Consider the following 23,125-nt stretch of genomic DNA (forward strand, 5'->3'; position numbering starts at 1 on the left):
CCCCGCGACCGCGGGCGCCGGAAGTTTCCGGGGAACGAAGTGGACTGGAAACTGAGGAAGCCAAGCGGCCGGACGGCCGCGCCCGGCGCCTGAGGGGCTTCAAAAGCCCGCGACCGCGGGCGCCGGAAGTTTCCGGGGAACGAAGTGGACTGGAAACTGAGGAAGCCAAGCGGCCGGACGGCCGCGCCCGGCGCCTGAGGGACAGCAAACAAAGGGCGGCACCCTGTGACGGGGTGGCCGCCCTTTTTCCATAGAAGCGCCGCTTTTCTCGGTCATACCGCCGACATCATCCGCCCGCACCCTTGTCCAGGCCGATCAGGGGCCTCATTTCCCGCTGTACCATGGATATCCACCCGCCTTCTTCCCCGACGCCGGCCGCCGCCCCTGGCCCGGAGTCCGGCCCGGAGGCGGAGCCGCCGGTGGTTGATCCGCCGGCCGCGCCGGGTTCCGCGTCCCAGCCGCGCCGCCGGGGCAGCGGTCGCCGGCTGCCTGTCGCCTGGCGGGCGTTGACCCATGCGCTGACGCCCAAGGGGCTGCGCTCCTCCGAGCTGTCGCTGGCCTTGCTCAGCCTGCCGGTGGGTATCGGCGTGGGCCTGGTGGTGGCGGGGCTGCACGCGCTCGTGCTGGCGCTGCACACCCTGGCTTTCAGGGTTCCCTTCGGCGAACACATCAGCAGCGCGCTGTTCATCCCCGCCACCCTGACGCTGGCCGCCCCGGTGGTGGGCGGCGCCCTGCTGGCGGGGCTGGGCCTGCTGTTCCGCCGCGCCCGCGACACCGTCGACCCCATCGAGGCCAACGCGCTCTATGGCGGGCGCATGTCCTTGCGCGACAGTCTGCGCCTGACGCTGTCCATCGTCGTGTCGCATGGCGCCGGTGGCTCGGTGGGGATGGAGGCCGCGTTCACCCAGACGGGCGCCGGCCTCGCCTCCAACTTCGGGCGGCGGCTGAACCTGCGCCGCAACGATTTGCGCACGCTGGTGGGGTGCGGTGCCGCCGCCGCCATCTCCGCCGCCTTCTCCGCCCCCCTGGCCGGGGCCTTCTATGCGTTTGAACTGGTGATCGGCACCTACACCTTGGCCACCCTGGCGCCGGTCTGCGTGGCCGCCGTGGTCGCCAACCAGGTGGCGCAGGCGGTGCTGAACCGCCCGGCCTTGTTCATCCTGGCGGAGCCTCCGATCATTCGTGGCGGCGACTTCGCCACCTTCCTGCTTGTGGGATTGGCCGCCGGCGCCCTGGCCATCGTCACCATGCAGTCCGTCACCTACGCGGAACGGCTGTTCCGCCAGCTGCCGGTGCCGCGCGCCCTTCATCCGATCCTGGGTGGCCTGCTGCTGGGCCCCATGGCGCTGACGCTGCCCGGCGTGCTGGGCGGGGGCCAGGGGGCCTTGCAGTACGGTTTCGACCACGGCTATGGCCTGGGCTTGGCGTTTGTGATGCTGATGGCCAAGATCGTGGCGTCCGCCCTGTGTCTGGGCGCCGGCTTCCGCGGCGGCCTGTTCAGCGCCTCGCTGCTGCTGGGCAGCCTGTTCGGCAGCATGGTCGCGGACATCGGGACGATGCTGCCCCTGGGACTGGTGGCCCAGCGCTCCGCCGTCATGCTGGTCGGCATGGGTTCGCTGGCCGCCGCGGTGGTCGGCGCCCCGGTCACCATGGTGCTGCTGGTGCTGGAACTGACGGGTGACCTGCGGGCGTCGGCCGGCGTGCTCATGGGCGTCATCGCCTCCACACTGCTGGTGCGCGAGACCTTCGGTTACTCCTTCGCCACCTGGCGCTTCCATCAGCGCGGGGTGCAAATCCGGGGCGGGCACGATATCGGCTGGGTCAAGGACATGACGGTGGGCCGACTGATGCGGGGCGATCCCAAGACGGTGCCGGCGGACATCACCCTGGGCGCCTTGCGTGGCCACTACCCGCCGGGCAGCGCCAAGACGGTGTTCGCCGTGGAGCCCGGCGGCGGCTTCGCCGGCCGTGTGGATATGAACGCCGTGCACGACCCGCAGCATGAACTGCCGGCCGACCAGCGGGCGGCGGACCAGGCGCGCGACCGCGAGCATTTCCTGTTGCCCGACCAGTCGGTGCGCATGGCCTTGCAGCGCTTCGCCGATTGGGACGCCGACAGCCTGCCGGTGGTCGAGGGGGTGACAACCCGCCGCGTCATCGGCTACCTGACCGAGGCCTACGCGCTGCGCCGGTATTCGCAGGAGCTGGAGCGGCGGCGCGGCGATGAACTGGGCGTCCGCGACCTGTTCGGTGGGGTCTGACCCCACCGTTTCCCCATCCAGGTGGGCGTCGCCGGGGCTGGACGCCCGGCAGTCGCGCCCTACCTTTCCTTGCCCCGCGCCCATCTTGACGGGGGCTCTGGCGCCTTAGGCGTTGCGCGCGGTGCGCCGATGTTGCATCACGGGGGCGGCCCCCGTGTCAGCGCGGCGTCCTCGCTGGAGCCATCCGGGGGCCGCTTGCCTTACCTCTCAGGGAAAGTCCGCATTGTTCGACGATTTCGGCGTGTTGATCCGGGGCATCGTCCTGGGATTGGCCATTGCGGCGCCGGTCGGCCCCATCGGCCTGCTGTGCATCCGGCGGACGGTGGAGCGGGGCATCATGGCCGGGCTCGCCACCGGTATCGGCTCGGCCCTGGCTGACGGATTCTTCGGCGGCGTGGCGGCCTTCGGCGTGAACGCCATCCTGGACGCCCTGCTGGGTCACGTGAAGGAACTGCGCCTGATCGGCGGCATCTTCCTGCTGGGTGCCGCCGTCCATTCCCTGCTGAAGGAACCGCACGAGCGCAAGAACTCCCCACCCGACGCCACCAACCTGATCGGCGCCGTCGGCACCGGTCTGTTCCTGACCGTCACCAATCCCATCACCATCATGGGCATCATCACCGTGGTGGTGGGCTTCGGTGGCGCCCTGGACCATGCCAAGGCCGGCACCATGACGCTGGGCGTCTTCCTCGGTTCACTGACCTGGTGGTCCATCCTCTGCGGTGGCACCTTCCTCATCCGCCACCATTTCACGCCCCGCCTGGTGCAGTGGATCAACCGCGGCACCGGCGTGGTGCTCGGCGTGGTGGGGCTGATGGCCCTGCTCAGCTTCTTCTCGCTGGTGCCGGAGAACCTGCAGGATTTGGTCGGGGCGTTTATTAGCAAATAGCCCTCAGGTGGTGGATCTTGCTCATGTTCCGCAGGCGCCGCCGGCGCTTGAGGAACACCAACACTAATAATCCCACTGATACTTCAGGCCCACGGTGTCGTCGGTGCTGCCCACCGCGCCATTCAGGCGCAGTCGGGGGGTCAGGGCGTATTCCAGGGTGACGTTGGTGCCGGTGCCACCGACGGACTGGCTGACGCCGATATAGGTGCGACTGTTGATGTAGCGGCCGGCGCTGACCGTGCCGAAGGCGCTGGAGCCGACGGCGGCGCTGGAGAATTCCAGCCGGTCCACCCCCAGGCTGTGTTTCACATTATCCAGAATGCCCGGGCCGCTGCCCAGGACGCCCGACAGTTGCGCCACGCCCTGGGCCAGTTGCAGGGCTTCCAGCGCGCTGATCTGGCTGATGGGCCGGTCGAACAGCAGGCGGGACAGCACCTCGTCCTGTGGCCGCACCGGGTCGGAGGTCAGGGCCACGGTCGGCTTGGACAGCCGGCCGGTGATGTTGAGGATGGCCGTGAAGTCGGCCTTGGTGGACGAGGCGGAGACGTCCAGCACGGGGTCGCTGTCGCCGGTGAAGCTGATGTCGCTCTTGGTCAGGGTGAAGGTCTGGCCCTGGGCGCTGAAATCGCCCTTCACCAGGGTGACGCGGCCCGTCAGGTGCGGGTCGGCGCTGGTGCCCCGGGCCTGCATGTCGGCGGCGAACTCCGCCGTCAGGCCCCGGCCCTGGACATAGATGCGGTTGGCCGCCTTGATGTCCACGTTCAGGCGGATGACCAGGGTGCTGCCGGCGGTCATCTGGCCCTGCGGCTGGCGCGGCCGGCCGTTGACGTAGCGCACCGGCAGGTCGGCCACGTCGGCCGGTGGCTTGTCCGGCAGGCCCACCCAGGTCTCGCGCAGGCGTACCATGCCGGCCAGATCCGGCTTGTTCATGAACCCTTTCAGCGTCAGGTCGCTGTCCACCCAGGCGGTGATGGGGTCGGTGCGCAGCAGGCGCGCGTTCTTGGTGATGACATGCAGGTCCACCACCGGCGCCTTCTCCTGGGCATTGGGGTCGCCCAGGTTGATGCGGCCGGAAAGGGCCACGCTGCCGCCATCGGCGGTGCTGCCCTGGAACCTCTCCACCGCCAAGCCGCGGGCATCGCCCACCAGATGGGCGTTCAGGCCGAAGATCTGGGTGCCGCTGCCGCCGTTCTCATATTTGGCATCCACCAGGTCGACGGCACCCGTCACCTTCGGGTCGGCGACCGTGCCGGCGATGGCCAGGTCGACCGTGACCTTGCCGCCGATGCGCTGGGCGGAGGCAGCCAGGAAGTCATTGTAGCGCGACAGTTCCGTCCGGCCGGTGATCTTGGCGCTGACCGGCCCCACCAGGATGGGCGCCAGCGTCTCCGGGTTCAGGGTCAGCGGCGTGTCGGCGTCGGCGTTCAGGTCCACGGCCCCATCGGCCGTCCGGGCCGCCAGGGTGCTATGCACCCTTCCCTGGCGCCAGGCGGCGGTCAGGGTGGCGTCGGCGTTCAGCCGCCGGTCGGCGCTGTTCTTCACCTCCAGCGTCTTTTTCTTCACCGGGGTGGTGTCGGCGCCGGTGGCGTTGGCCGGGTTGTTGGTCACCGACGTCCGGGCGGGGGCGGCGGCTTCGGGCGCGGCACCCGGCGGTTGGGTCGCCGCGCTGTCCAAGGTCACGGCCAGCTGCTGCATGGACAGGCCGTGGATGCTGACGGTGGCGTCAGCCGTGGGGTTGGCGGCGGTGCCGCTGGCCGTGACCTTGGCGTCCAGCGTGCCGGCCAGCGTCAGGGCGGGATCCACCAGGGCCGCGAGGGCCAGGGGCAGGGCTGTCGCCTCCACTTGCGCCGTCACGGCCTTGCCATCCAGCGACAGGTCGGCGCGGATGCGGCCGGTGCCCAGGGCCAGGTCCAGGTCCTTCACCGCGACGCTGCCCTTGGCGAAGGTCAGGGTGGCGGGCGCCGCCAGCTTCAGGGTGGTCTGGTCCAGGCGTCCGTCCAGCTGGTCCAGCCGCACGACGGTGGGCGCCCTGGCGTCCCTTGCCTGGACCAGGTGCCCGGCGCTGTCCACCCGGAAGGCGCGGTGGCGGCCCACGCCGCCCACGCCGGTGGTGCCCTCCAGGGCCAGGGTCAGGTCGCCCTCGCCCAGGGTGCCGCGCCAGGCGGCCGTCACCGTGTTCACCAGCACCTGGCCCGCTTCGATGCCATCGGCGGCCAGGCTGATGTTGGGCCGGGGACTGCCCAGCACATCGTCGATCCGGCCGGTCAGGCTGGCCTGGTGGATGCGCTGGTCGTCCACCACCAGCTCATCCAGCGTGACCTTCACGTCGATGCTCTGCTGGTCGCGCCTGGGGGCTGATCCGGCTTTGGCCGGTGGCGGGGATGGCGGGGCGGATTGTCCCTTGCGGGCCTTGGCTCGGGCCGCCGGCGCCGGCGTCGGGGCGGCGGCGGCGCTCAGGACGATGTCGGCCTTGGCCTGGCCGGCCAGACGCGCGCCCGCCAGGGCGCCCAGGCTGGACAGATCGGGGAAGGTGGCGGTCAGCTTGCCAGTCGCCACCCGACGGTCCAGGTCCGCCTCCAACGCGCCTTGCAGCTTGTTGGGGCCCAGCGCTGCGGCCAGGTCGCGCACCGTCAGGCGCTGCCCGGTCTTGACCAGATGGGCGGCCACGCTGGCGGGGTTGCCCACCACTTGGCCGTTGCCCTTCAGGTCGGCGGTCAGGGTGTTGTCCTTCAGGGCCACGGTGCCGGTCAGGTCGACGGCGCCGGTCCGCACGGTCAGGGGGTCGAGCGTGACGTCCTTGCCATCCAGGCTGGCGCGGAGCCTGCCATGGATTTCCGCCCGACCGGCCAGCAGCGCCTCTTCCGTCGGTTGGCCGGTGCGCAGGTCGGTGGCCTGCACCGTCAGAACGCCGTCGGCCACGCCATCGGCCACCGTGCCCTCCACCGTCGCCGCGACCTTGCCCGTGATCGGGTCAGGGGCTGGCGGGGTGTTGGCCGTTTCCTTGTCCATTCCGGCAAGGGCCATCAGGGTGGCCAGCTCACCATCGGCCAGGTGCAGGGCGCCCTTGGCCTGCCGTCCCCAGGCCCGGGCGCTGCCGTTGCCCGTGAGGTGGCCGATTCCGCCGGTGAGATCCAGCGTGTCCACCTGGATATCGCCGCTGGCGCGGTCGAGGGCGCCGGTCAATGCCAGGTCGGCATGGTCGGTCAGGGCCGGCGGCAGTCCCGGGGCGCTCAAGCCCTGCAGCTTGGATCCGAGATCCAGCAGCAGGCGGGTGCCGTCCTCCTGCAGTTTGGCGGTGGCGGTCAGGTGGCGGATGTGGGCGTCGTTGTACCCGACCTCCGCCATCGTCAGGTCGGCGGTCACCGTGCGCGCCCTCTTGGCGCCGGCCCGGCCCGCCGTCGGATCGGTGGTGTGCAGCACGGCGTCCAGCCTGCCAAGCGCCAGCCCCGGCGCCACCGGGGCCAGTGCCCCGGGCGAGGCCGGCACCAGCCGCAAGGTCAGGTCGCCCACCCTCTCCTTCAACGTGCCGTTGGCCGTCAGGTGGCCGGCGGCGGCGTCCAGGTCCAGGCTTTCCAGGGTGAGGGTACCGTCATCGAGGGCCACCGCGGTCCGCAGGGTGGCGGCCTCTCCCGCCATCGAGGCCAGATCGTCGGCCAGCAGGCGGCCGGGTGCCGCCTTCAGGGCCAAGGTCAGGCGCTTGGCCTTGCCCGCCGGCCGGGCCAGGCCCACGTCCGCCACCAGCGACAGGGCGCGGGGCAGCGGCGTGCCGTCCCCATGCGTCTCGGGCTCCGGCGTCTCCGTCAGCTCCAGGTGCGCCTGGAATTTGTCCAGCGGCCCGTCGCCTTTCAGCGCCAGGGTGAGCCGCCCCAGTTCGGGATGGCCGGCCAGGCGGGCCACCAGGCCGCCGGCCTCCTCCTGCCCTTGCAGGTCCAGCGTCAGGCTGCCGGGACTGGTGAGGCCGGGCGCGGTGAACCGGGCGGTCAGGTCGCCATGGGCGGCCCCCCCGTCCAACTGGGTCAGGGTCAGGCGGCTGTCGCCATCCAGGCTGGGCCCCAGGCGCACCGTGCCGTGGGTGGCGAGCGCCGCCCCCTTGCCCCCCGCGAGGCCCGGTGCCAGCTCGACGCGCGGTAGGTCCAGGCGCTCCAGCGTCACGCTGAAGGGCAGGGTGAAGGGGGCGTCGTCCTTGATGGTGCCCTCGGGGACGGTGCCGTCCGGCGGCGGTTCCAGCGATGGCGCCGGCTGGTCCACCCAGATGCGCTTGGCGCTGAACATGTCGACCGCCAATTCCCGATGGGCCAGGGGCAGCAGCCGCCAGTCCAGCGCCGCCTCTTCCACCACCAGCCAGGGCTTGCCCGTGATGATGTTGACCAGGGTGGCGCGCGCCACCCGGGGGTGGAAGGGCAGGCCAGACAACCCCTCCACGGATAGGCCGGGCACGTTGGCCTCCGCCTGGCGGGTGGCGAAGGCGCGGCCGGAGCCGGTGTCCATCCACCACAGGCCGATGCCCAATGCGGCACCCAGCCCGGCGATGATGCCCAGCAGGGCGAAGACCGCGACATGCCCCACCGACAGCACGCGCCGCCACGGCGAGCGGGGCGGGTGGGGGGCGGGACCGGGCGTTGGGGGCGTGTCGGACATGCCGGGTTCCGTCAGAAGGATTGGCCGATGCTGACGTACAGCTGCCACATGCTGTCGCCGCTGCGGCGATCCAAGGGCACGCCGACGTCAAGGCGCAAGGGACCGAAGGAGGTGAAATAGCGCACACCCAGCCCCGCGCCCCAGCGCATGCCCTGGCTCAGGTCGGGGTAGGCGCTTTCAAAGACGTTGCCGCCATCGATGAAGGGCACCAGACCGATGGTGTCGGTCAGGCGGATGCGCAACTCGGCGCTGGTTTCGATCAGCGAACGGCCGCCGGTCGGGTCGTTGCTGGAGTCCAGCGGGCCCACCTTCTGATAGGCGTAGCCGCGCACCGATCCGCCGCCGCCGGCGAAGAAGCGCTTGTCCGCCGGTACCGTCGACAGGCCGCCGCCGAACACGGCGCCCAGGTTGAGGCGGGCGGCGAAGACGTAGCTCTTGGCCTGGTCCAGGGACCAGTAGCCGCTGGCGCCGGCCCTGCTGATGACAAAGGTGCCGCTGTCGCCCAGGGGACTGACATAAGGCGTCAGACCGGCGTTCCAGCGATAACCGGTGGTGGGGTTCAGCAGGTTGTCGGTGCTGTCGAAATTCAACGTCACCGGCAGGCCCACCAGGGTGTTGTCGGTGGTGGTCAGCACGCCGTCGCCGGTCAGGTCCTGCTTGATGGACGACTGTTCCAGCGTGACGCCGGCGCTGCCCACCAGATGTTCCAGCAAGGGGTGCTGGACGATGGCCCCCAGGGTGAGGGCGTCGCGGGAGTAGGCCTCGGGATGTTCCGAGATGGCCTGGGCCGACAGGCTCAGCGTGGTGTCGGTTTCCAGGAAGTCCGGTTTTTTCAGCGTGCTGCCCAGGCTGTAGTCCAGCCCATCGGAGTCGCGGAACTTCTTGCGGCCGATGCCGCCGATGGACCCGGTGACGGTCAGCGCCTCGGCCCCGCTGAGGAAGTTGCGGTCGCCCCAGGTGGCGGTGGCGGCGGCGCCATCGGTCGTGCCGTAGGTCAGCCCGGTGTTGACGAAGTGGCGATCCCGCTCCTCCATCTGGCCCAGCATGGGCACCACGCGCGATCCATCGGGCTGGGCCTCGCCGGGCACGTCGTCCAGGGTGACGCGCACCTGTGAGAAGACGCCCAGGTTGGTCAGCTTGTTGCGGGCCTTGTCCACCTTGGCCGGGTCGTAGACGTCGCCCGGCTTCCAGGGCAGGCGTCCGTAGGCGACCTCCGGATCCAGGCGCCCCAGGCCGGTGAAGGTGGTGGGACCGAAACGGACCAGAGGACCGGGGTCCAGCGTGAAGGCCACGGCCATGGTGTGGGCCTGCACGTCCACCGCCAGGTCCCGCTGGCTGACCGTGGCGCGGGCATAGCCACGCGTGGCCATCAGCGGCGCCACCGCCGCCTCGGCGTCGCGCACGGCCGGGCCACGGGCGGCGTCGCCCGGCTTCAGCTTCAGCTTGGCCAGATCCAGGGGCCCGCCCGGCGGTGGCCCTCCGTCCGCCAGGGCCAGGGAGACTTTGGAAATGGTGTAGCGCGGGCCAGGGGTCACCGCGATGGCCACGGCCACCGGCTTGGCGTCGCCATCCACCTTGACCGTGACGCTGCCGTCGAAATACCCCTCGGAGCGCAGGGCGGCCGCCAGCTTGTCGTAGTCGTTGTCGATGCGTTTCTCCAGGCCCAGCAGCGACGACGGTGGGTCGTTCTGCAAGGTCAGCAAGGACGATGCGCTGCGCAGCACGTCCATGAGGTCGTCATCGACCTCCACCCCCTTGGCCGGGTGGAAATCCACGGTGTAGGTCGCGGGCGGCGGCTCGGCGTCGGGCTGGTCGGCGGCGCCGCCCGGTCCTTCCTGCTGCTCGGCCTTGCGCGCCAGCACGCTTCCCGGCGTGTCGTCGCCGTCCGTCGCGGTGTCGGCGCCGGTCTGGGCCGTATCCTGGGGGCCGCCACCCGGGGCGGTATCGGGCGTCGCTTTCGCGGCGGGCGCCGCCGGCTGTGCCGCGGGCGCACCTCGGGCGTGGCCCGGCGCCGGCCCGCAGGCCAGGGTCAGGGCGGAGAGCAACGCCAGGGCTGCCGGGCGGGCTGGCGCGTGGGGTCGAAAACGGGGCAAGGGCGACGCGGGCTCCAACGGCTGCGGTGGTGGTCGTGCTTGGGGCCAAGCGGTGAGCGGTGGCGGACGGGTGAACCATGGGCTGCCTCGCCCGGACGGTACTGTTGCCTCCTCGCTTCCCTGGCCTTGCGGTGTTTCTCAGGCCTTGTGGTTTGCCGGCTTTCTCCGGCCTTCCGGCCGGCCGGCGGTGTTAAGTCTTTATGACGGCCAGGGCGCCCCAACCCCCACCGCGGGGCAAACAGGGTGCCGTAACCATGATTAGCCAACAAGATAGTGGCGAATTTATAGTCTGCCTTGCGGTACTCGTAACCCCCTCTTGCGTCCAACCCCCATTGGCGGGCCTTTCTCCCGGGCCCGCCAATAGCTATATTCCGTTCCGAGAAAACCCGGTCCCGGCGTTCGTGCGCCAGGGGGCGGGCTTTTGTTTTTGGGCCATAGCCAGGCGCATTTCGCGTTTTTGGACCGGGTCCTGACCTCAAGCATCGCGGGATTAGCGTCCAATGGATATGCGTAACATCGCCATCATCGCGCACGTCGACCACGGCAAGACCACGCTCGTGGACGTCCTGTTGCGTCAGTCCGGCTCGTTCCGTGACAACCAGCAGGTTGCCGAACGCGCCATGGACAGCAACGACCTGGAACGGGAACGCGGCATCACCATTCTGGCGAAGTGCACCAGCGTTCTGTGGGAAGGCACCCGCATCAACATCGTCGACACCCCCGGCCACGCCGACTTCGGTGGCGAGGTGGAGCGTATCCTGAGCATGGTCGACGGCGTCATCCTGCTGTGCGACGCGGCCGAGGGCCCGCTGCCCCAGACCAAGTTCGTGCTGGGCAAGTCGTTGAAGCTGGGCCTGAAGCCCATCGTCGTCATCAACAAGGTCGACCGCTCCGACGCCCGCCCGGACGAGGTGCACAGCGAGGTGTTCGACCTGTTCGCGGCGCTGGACGCCACCGACGAGCAGCTGGACTTCCCCACGCTGTTCGCCTCGGGCCGCAACGGCTGGGCGGCGGAAAGCCTGGACGCCCCGCGTGAGGACATGCGCCCGCTGTTCGAGCTGGTGCGGCGCCACGTGCCCGCCCCCAAGGTCGACGTCGACGCCCCCTTCACCATGCTGGCCACCACGCTGGAGGCCAATCCCTACCTGGGCCGCCTGCTGACCGGCCGCATCCAGACCGGCACCGCCCGCGCCAACATGGCCATCAAGTCGATGAGCGCCGACGGCAAGCTGATCGAGCAGGGCCGCATCTCCAAGCTGCTGGCCTTCCGCGGGCTGGAGCGCGTGGGCGTGGAAGAGGCGCAGGCGGGTGACATCGTCGCCATCGCAGGATTGACCAAGACCACCGTCGCCGACACCATCTGTGAGCCGGCGGTGACCGAGCCCCTGGCCGCCCAGCCCATCGACCCGCCGACCCTGGCCATGACCTTCAGCGTCAACGACAGCCCGCTGGCCGGTCGCGAAGGTGACAAGGTCACCAGCCGCATGATCCGCGACCGCCTGATGCGCGAGGCGGAGGGCAACGTCGCCCTGCGCGTCCGCGAGACCCAGAACGCCGACGCGTTCGAGGTCGCCGGCCGTGGTGAACTGCAGCTGGGCATCCTGATCGAAAACATGCGCCGCGAAGGCTATGAGCTGTCGATCTCCCGCCCCCGCGTGCTGCTGAAGACGGACGAGAACGGCCAGCGCATGGAGCCGATCGAGGAAGTGGTGGTCGACGTGGACGAGGAGTTCTCGGGCGTCGTCGTCCAGAAAATCTCCGAGCGCAAGGGCGACATGCTGGAGATGAAGCCCTCGGGCGGTGGCAAGGTGCGCCTGGTGTTCCACGTGCCGTCGCGCGGCCTGATCGGTTATCAGAGCGAGTTCCTGACGGACACCCGCGGCACCGGCCTGATGAACCGCCTGTACCATGGCTACGCCCCGTACAAGGGCCCCATCCAGGGCCGTCGCAACGGCGTGCTGATCTCCAACGGCGAGGGTGAGGCCGTGGCCTACGCCCTGTGGAACCTGGAAGATCGCGGTCCGATGATGATCGAGCCGGGCGCCAAGGTGTACCAGGGCATGATCATCGGCGAGCACAGCCGGGGCAACGACCTGGAAGTGAACGTGCTGAAGGGCAAGCAGCTGACCAACATCCGCGCCGCCGGCAAGGATGAGGCCGTGCGCCTGACCACGCCCATGGACATGTCCCTGGAGAAGGCCCTGGCCTACATCGAGGACGAGGAGCTGGTGGAGGTGACGCCGAAGTCCATCCGCCTGCGCAAGCGCCTGCTGGACCCGACCGACCGCAAGCGCGCCCAGAAGCAGGCCGAAGCCGGCTGATCGCCGTCCTTCCCGCCGGATTGAGTAGCGAAACCCCGTCCCCCCTCACCGGTGGGCGGGGTTTTCTATTGGGCCTTCCGCCCGAGCGTTCCAGCGGGCGGCGAGGGGCTGGAGCTGGCCGCGATAAATCGGAACCACAGCCGGCTCTCGCTGGGTCTGTTCGTTAGCGGATTCACCCGCAAAGGCGATTCCGCCTTCGCGCGATCCGCTCCATATCCCCCCGCACATCCCAATAGCGACCTCGTGCCGCGTTCTTTTCCGTTTTCAAATCGGCCCTATTGATCCGAATCAGGGCGAGGGTCGCTGCGGCAAGTTAATTTTTGACGCAAGAAGAAACCCTATGCGCAAGGGTGTTTCGCGCTTTGGTGGTGCGATGGCCGCCGAGCGTGCTTGCGCCCGGAATGGTAAATGGCCAAGACTAGGGGCCGGGGAGGGCCATCGCCGATCCCCACCGGAATTTCCACCGCCCTTTCCCGTCGCCGCCCCAACCTGAAAGGGGCGTCGGCGGGACAGGGCGCCCCGCAGGAAGACGGGGCATGAAATCGTTCGGGAAGAGAGGAAACATCATGGTCGAAGTGGTCATCGCCAGCGCCGCGCGCACGCCCATCGGCAGCTTCAACGGGGCGCTCAGCAGCCTGTCGGCCGTTGCCCTGGGCACCGTGGCCGTCACCGAGGCCTTGCGCCGCGCCCATGTCGACGCCGCCGAGGTGTCCGAAGTGGTGCTGGGTCATGTGCTGAAGGCCGCCACCGGCCAGAACAGCGCCCGCCAGGTGTCCGTCGCCGCCGGCGTGCCGGTGGAACGCACCGCCTACACGCTGGATCAGGTCTGTGGCTCCGGCCTGCGCGCCGTGGCCCAGGGCTTCCAGGCCATCCGCCTGGGCGAGGCCGACGTGGTCGTGGCCGGCGGCATGGAAAGCATGAGCCAGGCCCCCCACGCCATCCACCTGCGCAACGGCACCAAGATGGGTGATGCCAGCATGGTGGACACCATGATCAAGGACGGCCTGTGGGACGCCTTCAACAACTACCACATGGGCACGACGGCCGAGAACGTGGCCAGGAAGTGGGAAATCTCCCGCGACGAACAGGACGCCTTCGCGGCATCCAGCCAGCAGAAGGCCGAGGCCGCGCAGAAGGCCGGTCGTTTCAAGGATGAGATCGTCCCCGTCACCGTGCCTGGCCGCAAGGGCGACGTGGTGGTCGAGGCCGACGAATACCCCAAGGCCGGCACCACGACCGAAACCCTGGCCAAGCTGCGCCCGGCCTTCGCCAAGGACGGCACGGTCACCGCCGGCAACGCCTCGGGCATCAACGACGGCGCCGCCGCCGTGGTGCTGATGACGGCGGAGAACGCCGCCAAGCGTGGGGTGACGCCGCTGGCCCGCATCGTTTCCTGGGCCACCGCCGGCGTCGACCCGTCCATCATGGGCACCGGTCCCATTCCGGCCAGCAAGCTGGCGCTGCAGCGCGCCGGCTGGACCGTGGCCGACCTGGACTTGGTGGAGGCCAACGAGGCGTTCGCCGCCCAGGCCTGCGCCGTGAACAAGGACATGGGCTGGCCGGCGGAGAAGGTGAATGTCAACGGCGGCGCCATCGCCCTGGGCCACCCGATCGGCGCCTCGGGCGCCCGCGTGCTGGTGACCCTGCTGCATGAGATGCAGAAGCGCGACGCCAAGAAGGGTCTGGTCACGCTGTGCATCGGCGGCGGCATGGGCATCGCCCTGTGTGTGGCCCGGGACTGATTGTTCCGGCTGCGAAACCAGTCAAGCGCCCGGCGGGTGGTGGGGATGCAACGTCGTCCCCGTCCCCCCGCCGGATGGGGGCCGCCGATGGGTCGCGTGGCGCCGGTCCCGTATGAAACACCAGGGATATTTCCCGACCGGTTTTCTGATTAGACCCGGTTTTCTGACCAGACAAGGGGAGGACTAGGATGACAGGGCGTGTTGCATTGGTGACGGGTGGTACCCGTGGCATCGGCGAGGCGATCTCGGTGGCGTTGAAGAACGCCGGCTACAAGGTCGCGGCCAACTTCGGCGGCAACGAGGCCGCGGCCCGCGAGTTCACCGAACGGACCGGCATTCCGGCCTACAAGTTCGACGTGGCCAATTTCGAGGAAGTCCAGGCCGGCATGGCCAAGATCGAAGCCGATCTGGGCCCCATCGAGATCATCGTCAACAACGCCGGCATCACCCGCGACAGCGTGCTGCATCGCATGACGTTCGAGCAGTGGAACGCCGTCATACAGACCAATCTGGCTTCCTGCTTCAACACCTGCCGCGTGGCCATCGACGGCATGCGCGCGCGTGGTTTCGGCCGCATCGTCAACATCGGTTCCATCAACGGCCAGGCCGGCCAGTACGGCCAGGTGAACTACGCCGCCGCCAAGTCCGGCATCCATGGCTTCACCAAGGCCATGGCGCAGGAAGGGGCCGGCAAGGGTGTGACGGTCAACGCCATCGCCCCCGGCTACATCGACACCGACATGGTGCGGGCGGTGCCGCCGGCGGTGCTGGAAAAGATCGTGGCCAAGATTCCCGTCGGGCGTCTGGGCAAGGCGGAAGAGATCGCCCGCGGTGTTCTGTTCCTGGTGGCGGACGATGCCGGCTTCGTCACCGGCTCCACGCTGTCCATCAACGGTGGCCAGCACATGTATTAAGGGTTGCCTCGGCATTAGGGGGCCCTCAGGCGCCGGGCGGCCACATCCGTGGCCTTGGCTCATCCTCGCTGCGCGCTGTGGTGCTCGCTGCGGCGGCCGCGGTCGCGGCCTACGGCATGAGAGGTCTCTCATGCCGCTTGAGGCAGTGCTCATATAGCTTGGCCTGTAGGCCATGAGGTATGACAGGGGCGGGTCCGGTGACGGGCCCGCCCTTTGTCATGGGTGCGGTGCCATGTCCGATCAGCCATCCTCCTCCCCCCATCTCTATCCCGACCACCCCCGCGTGGGTGTGGGCGTGCTGGTATGGAAGGAGGACCAGCTGCTGCTGATCCGCCGGGCCAAGGCGCCGCTGGCCGGCGAATGGTGCCTGCCGGGCGGCAGCCAGGAACTGGGGGAGACCCTGTTCCAGACGGCGGCCCGCGAGGTGCGGGAGGAAACGGCCGTCTCCTGCCGGCCCACCACCGTGCTGACGGTCGTGGACGGCATCACCCGCGATCCACGCCCCCCGGGCGCCGGGCCGGAGGGGGAGCCGCGTGTGCGTTTCCATTTCACCATCGTGGAGATCATGGCCGACTATGCCGGGGGCGTGCCCGTCGCCGGCGACGACGCGGCCGAGGCCTTGTGGGCCGATCAGGCGGCGTGTGAGCGCCTGGTGACCTGGCCGTCCATCAAGGCGGTGGTGGACCTGGGCTGGGCGACGCGCCGGAACCAGGCGGCGAAGGGGTGAGCGATGGTCGACATGGTTGAGGGCAAGGCCGGGATGATGGCGGGCGTCAGCGCGCGGCGGGCCACCGCCATCGGCGCCGGCGCCCTTCTGCTGTGGTCGACCCTGGCCCTGCTGACCACCCTGACCGGCCCCATCCCGCCCTTCGAGACGGAGGCGGTGGCCTTCGCCGTGGGCGGCCTCACCGGCATCGTCTGGATGACGGCGCGCGGTCGCTCCCCCCTTGCCGCGCTGCGCCAGCCGCCGGCCGCCTGGATCTTGGGCGTCGGCGGCCTGTTCGGCTATCACTTCCTTTTTTTCCTGGCGCTGAAGTCCGCCCCGGCGGCGGAGGCCAACCTCATCAACTATCTCTGGCCCTTGCTGATCGTGCTGTTCGCCGGCCTGCTGCCGGGTGAGCGGCTGGGCCGGCGTCAGGTGCTGGGGGCGCTGGTGGGCTTGGCCGGCACCGTGCTGCTGGTGACCCGGGGCCAGGGCGTCCACGTCGACCCCGCCTATCTGCCGGGCTTCCTGGCCGCCGCCGGCGCCGCCATCACCTGGGGCGCCTATTCCGCCCTGTCGCGCCTCCTGGGGGCGGTGCCCACCGACGCCGTGGCCTTCTTCTGCCTGGCCACGGCCGCCCTGTCGGCCCTGTGCCACGCCGCCTTGGAGGTGACGGTGGTGCCGGACGCGGGGCAGGCGGCGCTGCTGGGGCTCATGGGCCTGGGGCCGGTGGGGGCCGCCTTCTTCGTCTGGGACATCGGTATGAAGAAGGGCGACATCCACACTCTGGGCGCGCTCAGCTACGCCACGCCGCTGATGTCCACCCTGCTGCTGATCCTGGCGGGCCGGGCCCAGCCCAGTTGGGTGGTGGCCGCCGCCTGCGCCCTGATCATCGCCGGCGCCGTCATCGCCAGTTGGAACGCCCGCAGGGGCGCGGCAGAGGGCTTATAATTCCGTCACACATAGCGCTTGCGCAAGCGATGCGCTTCGGCTAGGGTCCGCGCCGCTTCGCCAGCCGGCCCCTTTCCCGTTCGACAGCAAAACGGGGGCCGGACACGGAAATGAATACGGAGAGGTGCCGGAGCGGTCGAACGGGGCGGTCTCGAAAACCGTTGATCCAGCGATGGATCCGTGGGTTCGAATCCCACCCTCTCCGCCATTTCCTGAGCTCAAGCCTTCTTAAACAAAGGCTTACGCTTCCCGAAAATCCCTGAGTCGCGCCAGTGGTACAGAACCGTGGTACAGCACGGACGCTGCCATGGCTTATTCCCATGTCCCCCATCTGGTCATCCGGAACACCACGTTCTGGTTCCGCATGGCCGTTCCCAAGGATATTTCCCGCCGAACCGGCTTCTTGGAATTCAAGGGATCGTTGCGGACGCGGGACCCTGCCGTTGCTAAACTCCTAGCACGCCGGCTGAGCGGCGACTTTGAGCAATTAATTGCACGGCTACGCCACATGGAAGAATTGAGCCACGAGAAGCTACAGGCCCTGGTACGCGGCTACTTCCAGGGATTGGTCGATAAGGGCAAGGAAACCATCGCCTGTATGCGGGACGACGCGATGGCTGACTTTGAGCAGGAGACGGCTCTTACCCAGCGGGATCTGGAGGCCCTGAGGAAGGAACTGGCGAGCCGGCAATTCCGCCAGGTTATCAAGGGCGCGGCGATGGACATCCTCGCCGGCGCGGAGGTCGAACCCAAGGCCGTATCATCCTCTGGTCTTGCGGACCTGTATGAGGGGGTGCTGCGAGCTGAGATCGAGTCGTTACGGATACAGGTGGCCAGGCTGGAAGGGCGGCCCTGGAATACCAGCCCCGGTGATCCGCTGTTCCAGGGACTGGGCGTCGAGAGTTATCCACCGCTCCCTCTATTGCCCGGCCAAGAGCCGCCTGAAGCTGTTTCCGCCCCAAAGGGGAAGACGCTAAGCGAGGTTCAGCAGGAGTTCGTGGCTCTGAAGAGCAAGGGCGAGTGGGAGGAGGGTACGCGCAAGGACTATGAGCGCGTTCTGCGCTTGCTGTTGGAGGTCATCGGCCCGGACTGCCCGGTCGACAAGGTTACGACCCCTCACATTAGGGATTTCCGGGACATGCTTCTGAAGCTCCCGGCCAACTATGCCAAAATGGCCGCTTTGAAGGGGAAGAGCCTTAAGGAACTGGTGGCGCTGCCTGCGGGGCAAAAGACGCTCTCCCTGAAAACGGTGGATAAGTATTTCGGGATGCAGCGAACCTTCTTTCATTGGTGCGTGGCCGAGGACTATCTGCAGAAGGTGCCGGGGGAGAAGCTGAAGCTGCCTACGCTCCCATCTGCTTCCGACGCCCGATATCCATATAGCCCGGAACAACTGCAGAAGATTTTTTCTTCTCCCGTCTACACGGGCAGCAAGTCGCTGGGGCGCCGATCTACTCCAGGAAGTTTGATCGTGCGCGATGGCAGGTATTGGATCCCCCTGGTCGGCTTGTTCACGGGCGCGCGTCTTGGGGAGATTATCCAATTGCTTCTGTCGGACGTAAAGGAGAGGGACGGTTGCTCCTTCTTTGACCTGACCGAGGACGACGAGAAAAACCAGCATTTGAAAACCAAAGCCAGCAAGCGGGAAATACCAATTCATCCCGGTTTGGTGGAGCTTGGTTTTATGGGATACGTAAACGCGCTTCGCCACAAGAATCCCAAGATTCCTCTATTTCCGGATATAAATCTTGGAAATGGTAAGAACTATTCGGATGCATTCAGCAAATGGTATGGGCGATATTCCACGCAGGTCGGATTTAAAAAGAAGAAAACGGCGTTTCATTCTTTTCGGCATAATTTCATTGATGCCCTTGAGGAAGCGGCCATTCCAGCAAAAATTGGCTTTGCTCTGGTGGGGCATGTAGACAACAGCGTCCATGGCTCTTATGGCTCAAGGCCATCAATAAAAGCGCTTGCGGAAGCGATGGAGAAGATTAAGTTTGATGTCGATCTTGTCCACCTCATTCCCCCTCTGTGATGAGGGGAAAGCACTGAAATGCCGGTGACGATCGTGGACTCCAAGCTGAGTCCCTCTAATAAGCCCCTGACCCTTTCACTCAGTAAGATCGCGTATTCAGGAACGCTTCCCACCGGGGGGACGTTTAGGGTACTCAAGCCGTTTATAGATAAGATGACCTTGTTGATTGATGTCCCCCTTGCCTTGCAGGATGAGGTGGTGGAAGGGGCTAAGATCCTCTGTCAGTCGGGCGCCGGTTTCCAGTGGGTGAGCAATGCAAAGAGCCGGTATCAAGTCCGGCTTTTTGCCAAAATCCCAGGAAGCCGGCACAAGATCATTGTGGAGGTGAAGCCCAAAGATGCGAGCAAGATAAAGAGCTTCATCAGGGTGGAAATGAACCCGCAGAAAGCATCGGATGCAGGGCTGAAAGTCTTGCGGGAAATGTTCTTGGTGATGTTTCTTAATGCTCCCCAAGCTTTGTCCGAAGCTATCGACAATGCACGTGTCTCAAGGTTGGATATTACGGTCGATATATTAGGTGTGGACATCAAGGACGCCCTTGTCCACCCTATTAAGGCGCAGAAGACTCTCAAAAAGAAGATCCTGTACATGGCTCCTTCTGGCGCCGTTCAGACGATATATGCAATTTTCACAAAAAATGGCTCTGGAAATTGGTGTGCATATAACAAGAAGCTGCAGGCGACTGAGAAGAAAAAGTCATATCATTATCATGATGTTGATTGTCTCCGCATTGAGAAGCGGAAAGACCCCAAGATGCACCTAAAGAATATTTCTAAAATGGAAAACCCGTTTGGTGAGGTTTCCGTTTATCTGGCAGGCCTTTATCCCCCGAACCTCCATGGGGATGTTTGGCCTCTGTTCTTGGATAGTTGCCGAATGCGTGGCCCTCAAAACGCATTGGCGCTGATCCAGGATGAAGTGATCCGGCAAAGTTTTTCTCAGTGCCTAATGGAGGCTGGTGCTTTTTGGGACGCAGGTAAGCTATGGGGTAGTTGGGCAGATATTTCAGCGCAGCTGATTCAGGGCCTGAAGGACCAGTGAATCAGAACGGTGTTGCTGACATACGGCCCTATGCCTCGGGGGACAAATCGATATGTCTCCGGGAATGTCTTACCTCCCTAATGGATGACCTACCGCCAAGATCGATACCTTGGGGGGGTAAAGTCACAAGTAAGTTCTGGAGCGATAATCTTGAGTTCGTATCGATATTACAATGTCCTGCATCCCAGATTTTATCTGGCCGGGGATAGGTTAACTGTAGGTGATAAAAAACCCCGATTTTCAGGGCGATCAGCGTGCAATTGATTGCATGCTCGTAGTGGCAGCCCGACATGGAAGCGGATCGCGATTAAAGCCGAAACGCTTCACTCCCCCACAGCCTGATGATTGACCGCAGTCCCCGTGTTGTCCGCACCGAGCTTCAGGACGCCCAGGGGCCACAGGAATAGGTCCACGGCCATCCCGAACACCAGGAGGGCCAGGGCTGCTCCACCGCCCACCCAGCCGCTATCCGTGAACACGAAGGCATAGAGGGCAACAAGCGGCATGAGATAGATGACCAGGCCAGCCCATAGCTCATGGGCAGGGCGCCACTTCATATAAACCTGGGCGCCGCAGGATGGACAGATGAACGGATGGGAGCGGCGCAGATCGCGCGACTTGCCAGAGGGGATCGTCCGGTTGCTGCAGGACGGGCACGCGCGAGGAGGAAGGAGAGCCATCAATGCTTCTCTGTGCCCTGGGTTTCGGCGTCCTGCGCGAAGTTCAGGATGCCTTTCAGCGCATCCACCATCGGGCCCGTGTCTTTGATGTCCATGTCCTTCAACTCGCGCTCCATCTTATCGACCGGCACGCACAGCCCATCATAGCGGCCGCTCAGAATAGAGTATGCGATGGCGTGCAGTTGCCGGTCCCCCTTGGCGATACCCAGGATGGCGGAGCCATAACTGGCCAGGATGAAATTTAGGCCCAGGCCACCATACCTCGCCGTGTCGTTCAGCTTTCGCAGGCGCAGGGCGTAGGCGGTGAATGCCGCTCCCCCGAATCGGGCCGCGATGAAAGCGGCGTCCTTGGGGAGTACGTTGATGGCTATCCATTTCAGGACGCGTCCCGTTCGTTCCAGGTCCTGAAGGGCCATCGATATGACCGAGTGCAGGACGTGGTTGCGCAGCACTGCATGGCGCTTCTGCACTTCGCCAAAGGTGCCGGCCAACATGGTGATCTGGATGAGGCCGCCCGCCCATCCCTGCGGGAAGCTGAGGAAGCCCTTGGAGACCTGATCCAAGATACCGTGGGTAGGGCATGCGGCTATCGGCAGGGAGGGGTTGCCGTTGGCGTCAGCCATCTTGTTGAACAGCTCGGGATGATCCGCCCAGCCGGTGCCGTCCGGCCGATTGAGCCGGGACAGGAGAGCGTTGGCCTCTTGGGCTGTGTCAGCGGGAAATGGCGTGGGCATGATGTTGGCCGTCATCAGTTGCACGGCGGGCGCGTAGGCCCGCCACGCGACTCAATCTATGGCGCCGATCCCCGAAGGCCACCGCCCATAAGTGATAACCCTTGGGGAGTCTGGTGAAGGATGCCACCGGGGGGGCGACAAACCGCCCGGCTCAGTTTGCAATCAATTGCACTCGACCGCTCCAGTGTTACCGTTTCATTCCCTTAAACCACCCTTCAACCCAATGTAACGCCGAGGGGCAGCCCCGAATGACACGCTATGTCGCCTATCTCCGCGTCTCCACCGCAAGGCAGGGAGCGTCAGGGCTCGGGCTGGAGGCGCAGCGGATGGCCGTCGGCCAGTTTATAGGCCGGTTGGGGGGAAAGCTTGTTGCTGAGGTCCAGGAGGTGGAGAGCGGACGGAAGAATGACCGCCCCCGCCTTCTGGAGGCATTGGCCCTATGCCGTGTCCACGGGGCCACTCTCCTGATCGCCAAGCTGGATCGTTTGGCCCGAAACGTGGCCTTCATAGCCAACCTGATGGAGGCAGGGATTGAGTTCGTCGCCTGCGACATGCCGGCGGCCAACCGGCTGACCATCCATGTCCTTGCGGCGGTGGCGGAGCATGAGCGGGAGATGATCAGCGCGCGCACCAAGGCTGCGCTTGCAGCGGCGAAGGCGCGGGGGGTGAAATTGGGGAGTCCGGACAATTTGGCCAATCGCTTGGCGGGCAGTCGTGCAGGGAACCAAAAAAAAACCAACGCGGCGCAACAGCGGGCGGCTGATCTTAAACCTGTTATTCAAGAGATTGACGCCGCCGGGGGGTGCAGTCTCCGGCAAATCGCCCGAGCGCTAAACGACCGAGCAGTAAGAGCGCCGCGAGGAGGCTCTTGGTCAGCCACTCAAGTGCGGCGGCTTCTACGTGGCTAGACCGCTGCATCTGCGTTGTAAATGGGAGAGCCGGCCCATTTGGCAAGTGGTCTCCCGCGAGCGCCTCGCCTCAAGGACGATATCGTGTTAATATGCGTAGTCTGCGCTATATAGCGCCAGTGTTGTGCACGGCTGGTAGCGAGAGGCATCGCCATATCAGAAGCAGAGTCTGACGCTATTATTTTTAAGTGTAATCCTGGCTGATTGGACAGCATTATGGAAAAATATGAAATACAGAAATTGTTTTATGAGCACTATGATTCTATCGCGAATTTAGCGGCAATGGAAGCGCGCCCCTCACTTTTGGCCCATTACACATCGCTTTCTGCGATCGAGTGCATATTGAAAAGCAATGAGATTTGGTTTGCAAATCCACTATTCATGAATGACTTTCAGGAAGTTCGATTTGGATTTATTGAAGGTCGCAACTTAGTTGACAGGGAGTTGATGGCCTTGGCGCAGGTGTCTGATGATGCCAGGCGAAGAGTCCCAATTTTCTTGAATGCGTTTATGCACTATTTCAAAGATTACGATGAGAATCGCCTATTCAATTTGTTTATTTTCTGCTTGAGCGAGTTTGACCGCGATAGTCCAGATGGACGGTTATCGATGTGGAGGGGCTATGGTGGAAATGGCAGCGGTGCGGCCATTGTCTTTCGCACGGATTTCGTGAATCTGAACATGGCTTCCCCCTTCCTAATTTGCCGAGTTAGCTATGGAACAGATGAAGCTCGCTTGGATAGAATTAGGTCCATCGTCACCCTTGCCAAAGAACAAGTAGCTGGGAGCCTTATTCCAGATGATCAGCTTTATGTTCTTGCGTATGAGACTTTCCACATCCTCAGGCTCTTTGCCCTGACGTCAAAGCATCATGGGTTTTCCGAGGAACGTGAGTGGCGAGTTATCTACCTTCCGGAGCGAGATACACCTGATCGGCTTTCTGAATACCTGACATACATTGTCGGCAAAGGGGGCGTCGAGCCCAGGTTGCGGCATCCTCTTAAGCCAATAAACCTGCCTGATGGTACGACCTATGATTGGAGTTTTGAGGATGTGGTTGATCGGATTCTCCTGGGCCCAAGTCAGGCTACGCCCCTAGCAATTAAGGGGTTTGCAGGCATGCTAAAAGCCCTTAAGCGGGATGCGCTTGTGAGCAAGATTGCCGCATCACAGATTCCGTTCCGGGCGACTGATCGTTGATCAGGAAGGCGG

Annotated in this window: 15 protein-coding genes and 1 tRNA gene; 12 read left to right on the top strand and 4 right to left on the bottom strand. The window is 65.6% G+C overall.

Annotation, left to right across the window (positions count from 1 at the left end; genetic code table 11):
- The first annotated feature begins 419 nt into the window (after window positions 1–419).
- The gene (locus tag FHS74_RS00195) at window positions 420–2,261 is read left to right on the top strand and encodes a chloride channel protein (protein WP_184796321.1); all 1,842 of its coding nucleotides are present in this window, start codon (window positions 420–422) and stop codon (window positions 2,259–2,261) included.
- A gap of 223 nt (window positions 2,262–2,484) precedes the next feature.
- Window positions 2,485–3,150, top strand: a complete 666-nt coding sequence (locus FHS74_RS00200) for a LysE/ArgO family amino acid transporter (RefSeq protein WP_184796323.1) — start codon at window positions 2,485–2,487, stop codon at window positions 3,148–3,150.
- Between the two features lie 63 nt (window positions 3,151–3,213).
- On the opposite strand, the gene FHS74_RS00205 is transcribed toward FHS74_RS00200, so the two are convergent.
- Window positions 3,214–7,788, bottom strand: a complete 4,575-nt coding sequence (locus tag FHS74_RS00205) for a translocation/assembly module TamB domain-containing protein (RefSeq protein ID WP_184796325.1) — start codon at window positions 7,786–7,788, stop codon at window positions 3,214–3,216.
- An 11-nt stretch (window positions 7,789–7,799) separates the two neighbouring features.
- Entirely contained in the window at window positions 7,800–9,881 is a 2,082-nt protein-coding gene (locus FHS74_RS00210; protein ID WP_184796328.1) for an autotransporter assembly complex protein TamA, read from the bottom strand.
- A 500-nt stretch (window positions 9,882–10,381) separates the two neighbouring features.
- Here FHS74_RS00210 and typA point away from each other — a divergent pair, with 500 nt between their 5' ends.
- The 8 genes from typA (at window position 10,382) to FHS74_RS00250 (ending at window position 19,591) form a co-directional block, all read left to right on the top strand.
- Window positions 10,382–12,202 (top strand): translational GTPase TypA, encoded by a 1,821-nt coding sequence (gene typA / locus FHS74_RS00215; protein WP_184796330.1) that lies wholly within the window; start codon window positions 10,382–10,384, stop codon window positions 12,200–12,202.
- Window positions 12,203–12,768: 566 nt separating this feature from the next.
- Window positions 12,769–13,944: an acetyl-CoA C-acetyltransferase gene (locus tag FHS74_RS00220; RefSeq protein WP_184796332.1), complete on the top strand. Its 1,176-nt coding sequence runs from the start codon at window positions 12,769–12,771 to the stop codon at window positions 13,942–13,944.
- A 188-nt stretch (window positions 13,945–14,132) separates the two neighbouring features.
- A complete protein-coding gene (phbB, locus tag FHS74_RS00225; RefSeq protein ID WP_184796334.1) occupies window positions 14,133–14,858 on the top strand; it encodes an acetoacetyl-CoA reductase in 726 nt (241 codons plus the stop codon).
- A gap of 232 nt (window positions 14,859–15,090) precedes the next feature.
- The gene (locus FHS74_RS00230; protein WP_184796336.1) at window positions 15,091–15,585 is read left to right on the top strand and encodes an NUDIX hydrolase; all 495 of its coding nucleotides are present in this window, start codon (window positions 15,091–15,093) and stop codon (window positions 15,583–15,585) included.
- A 3-nt stretch (window positions 15,586–15,588) separates the two neighbouring features.
- Window positions 15,589–16,512 (top strand): aromatic amino acid exporter YddG, encoded by a 924-nt coding sequence (gene yddG / locus FHS74_RS00235; RefSeq protein WP_246462833.1) that lies wholly within the window; start codon window positions 15,589–15,591, stop codon window positions 16,510–16,512.
- 118 nt (window positions 16,513–16,630) lie between these two features.
- Window positions 16,631–16,720: transfer RNA gene (locus FHS74_RS00240), tRNA-Ser, on the top strand.
- 99 nt (window positions 16,721–16,819) lie between these two features.
- The gene (locus FHS74_RS00245) at window positions 16,820–18,550 is read left to right on the top strand and encodes a site-specific integrase (protein WP_184796338.1); all 1,731 of its coding nucleotides are present in this window, start codon (window positions 16,820–16,822) and stop codon (window positions 18,548–18,550) included.
- A gap of 18 nt (window positions 18,551–18,568) precedes the next feature.
- Window positions 18,569–19,591, top strand: a complete 1,023-nt coding sequence (locus FHS74_RS00250) for a hypothetical protein (RefSeq protein WP_184796340.1) — start codon at window positions 18,569–18,571, stop codon at window positions 19,589–19,591.
- Between the two features lie 323 nt (window positions 19,592–19,914).
- Here FHS74_RS00250 and FHS74_RS00255 read toward each other — a convergent pair whose 3' ends face one another.
- Complete coding sequence (locus FHS74_RS00255; protein ID WP_184796342.1) at window positions 19,915–20,148, bottom strand: hypothetical protein; 234 nt, start codon at window positions 20,146–20,148, stop codon at window positions 19,915–19,917.
- 122 nt (window positions 20,149–20,270) lie between these two features.
- Window positions 20,271–21,020 (bottom strand): hypothetical protein, encoded by a 750-nt coding sequence (locus tag FHS74_RS00260; RefSeq protein WP_184796344.1) that lies wholly within the window; start codon window positions 21,018–21,020, stop codon window positions 20,271–20,273.
- Between the two features lie 233 nt (window positions 21,021–21,253).
- On the opposite strand from FHS74_RS00260, the gene FHS74_RS00265 reads away from it, so the two are divergent.
- A complete protein-coding gene (locus FHS74_RS00265) occupies window positions 21,254–21,913 on the top strand; it encodes a recombinase family protein (RefSeq protein WP_184796346.1) in 660 nt (219 codons plus the stop codon).
- A gap of 216 nt (window positions 21,914–22,129) precedes the next feature.
- Complete coding sequence (locus FHS74_RS00270) at window positions 22,130–23,113, top strand: DUF2971 domain-containing protein (RefSeq protein WP_184796348.1); 984 nt, start codon at window positions 22,130–22,132, stop codon at window positions 23,111–23,113.
- Window positions 23,114–23,125: the final 12 nt, after the last annotated feature.

Origin of the sequence: Nitrospirillum iridis (genome assembly GCF_014205765.1) — a bacterium.
Lineage (GTDB): Bacteria > Pseudomonadota > Alphaproteobacteria > Azospirillales > Azospirillaceae > Nitrospirillum > Nitrospirillum iridis.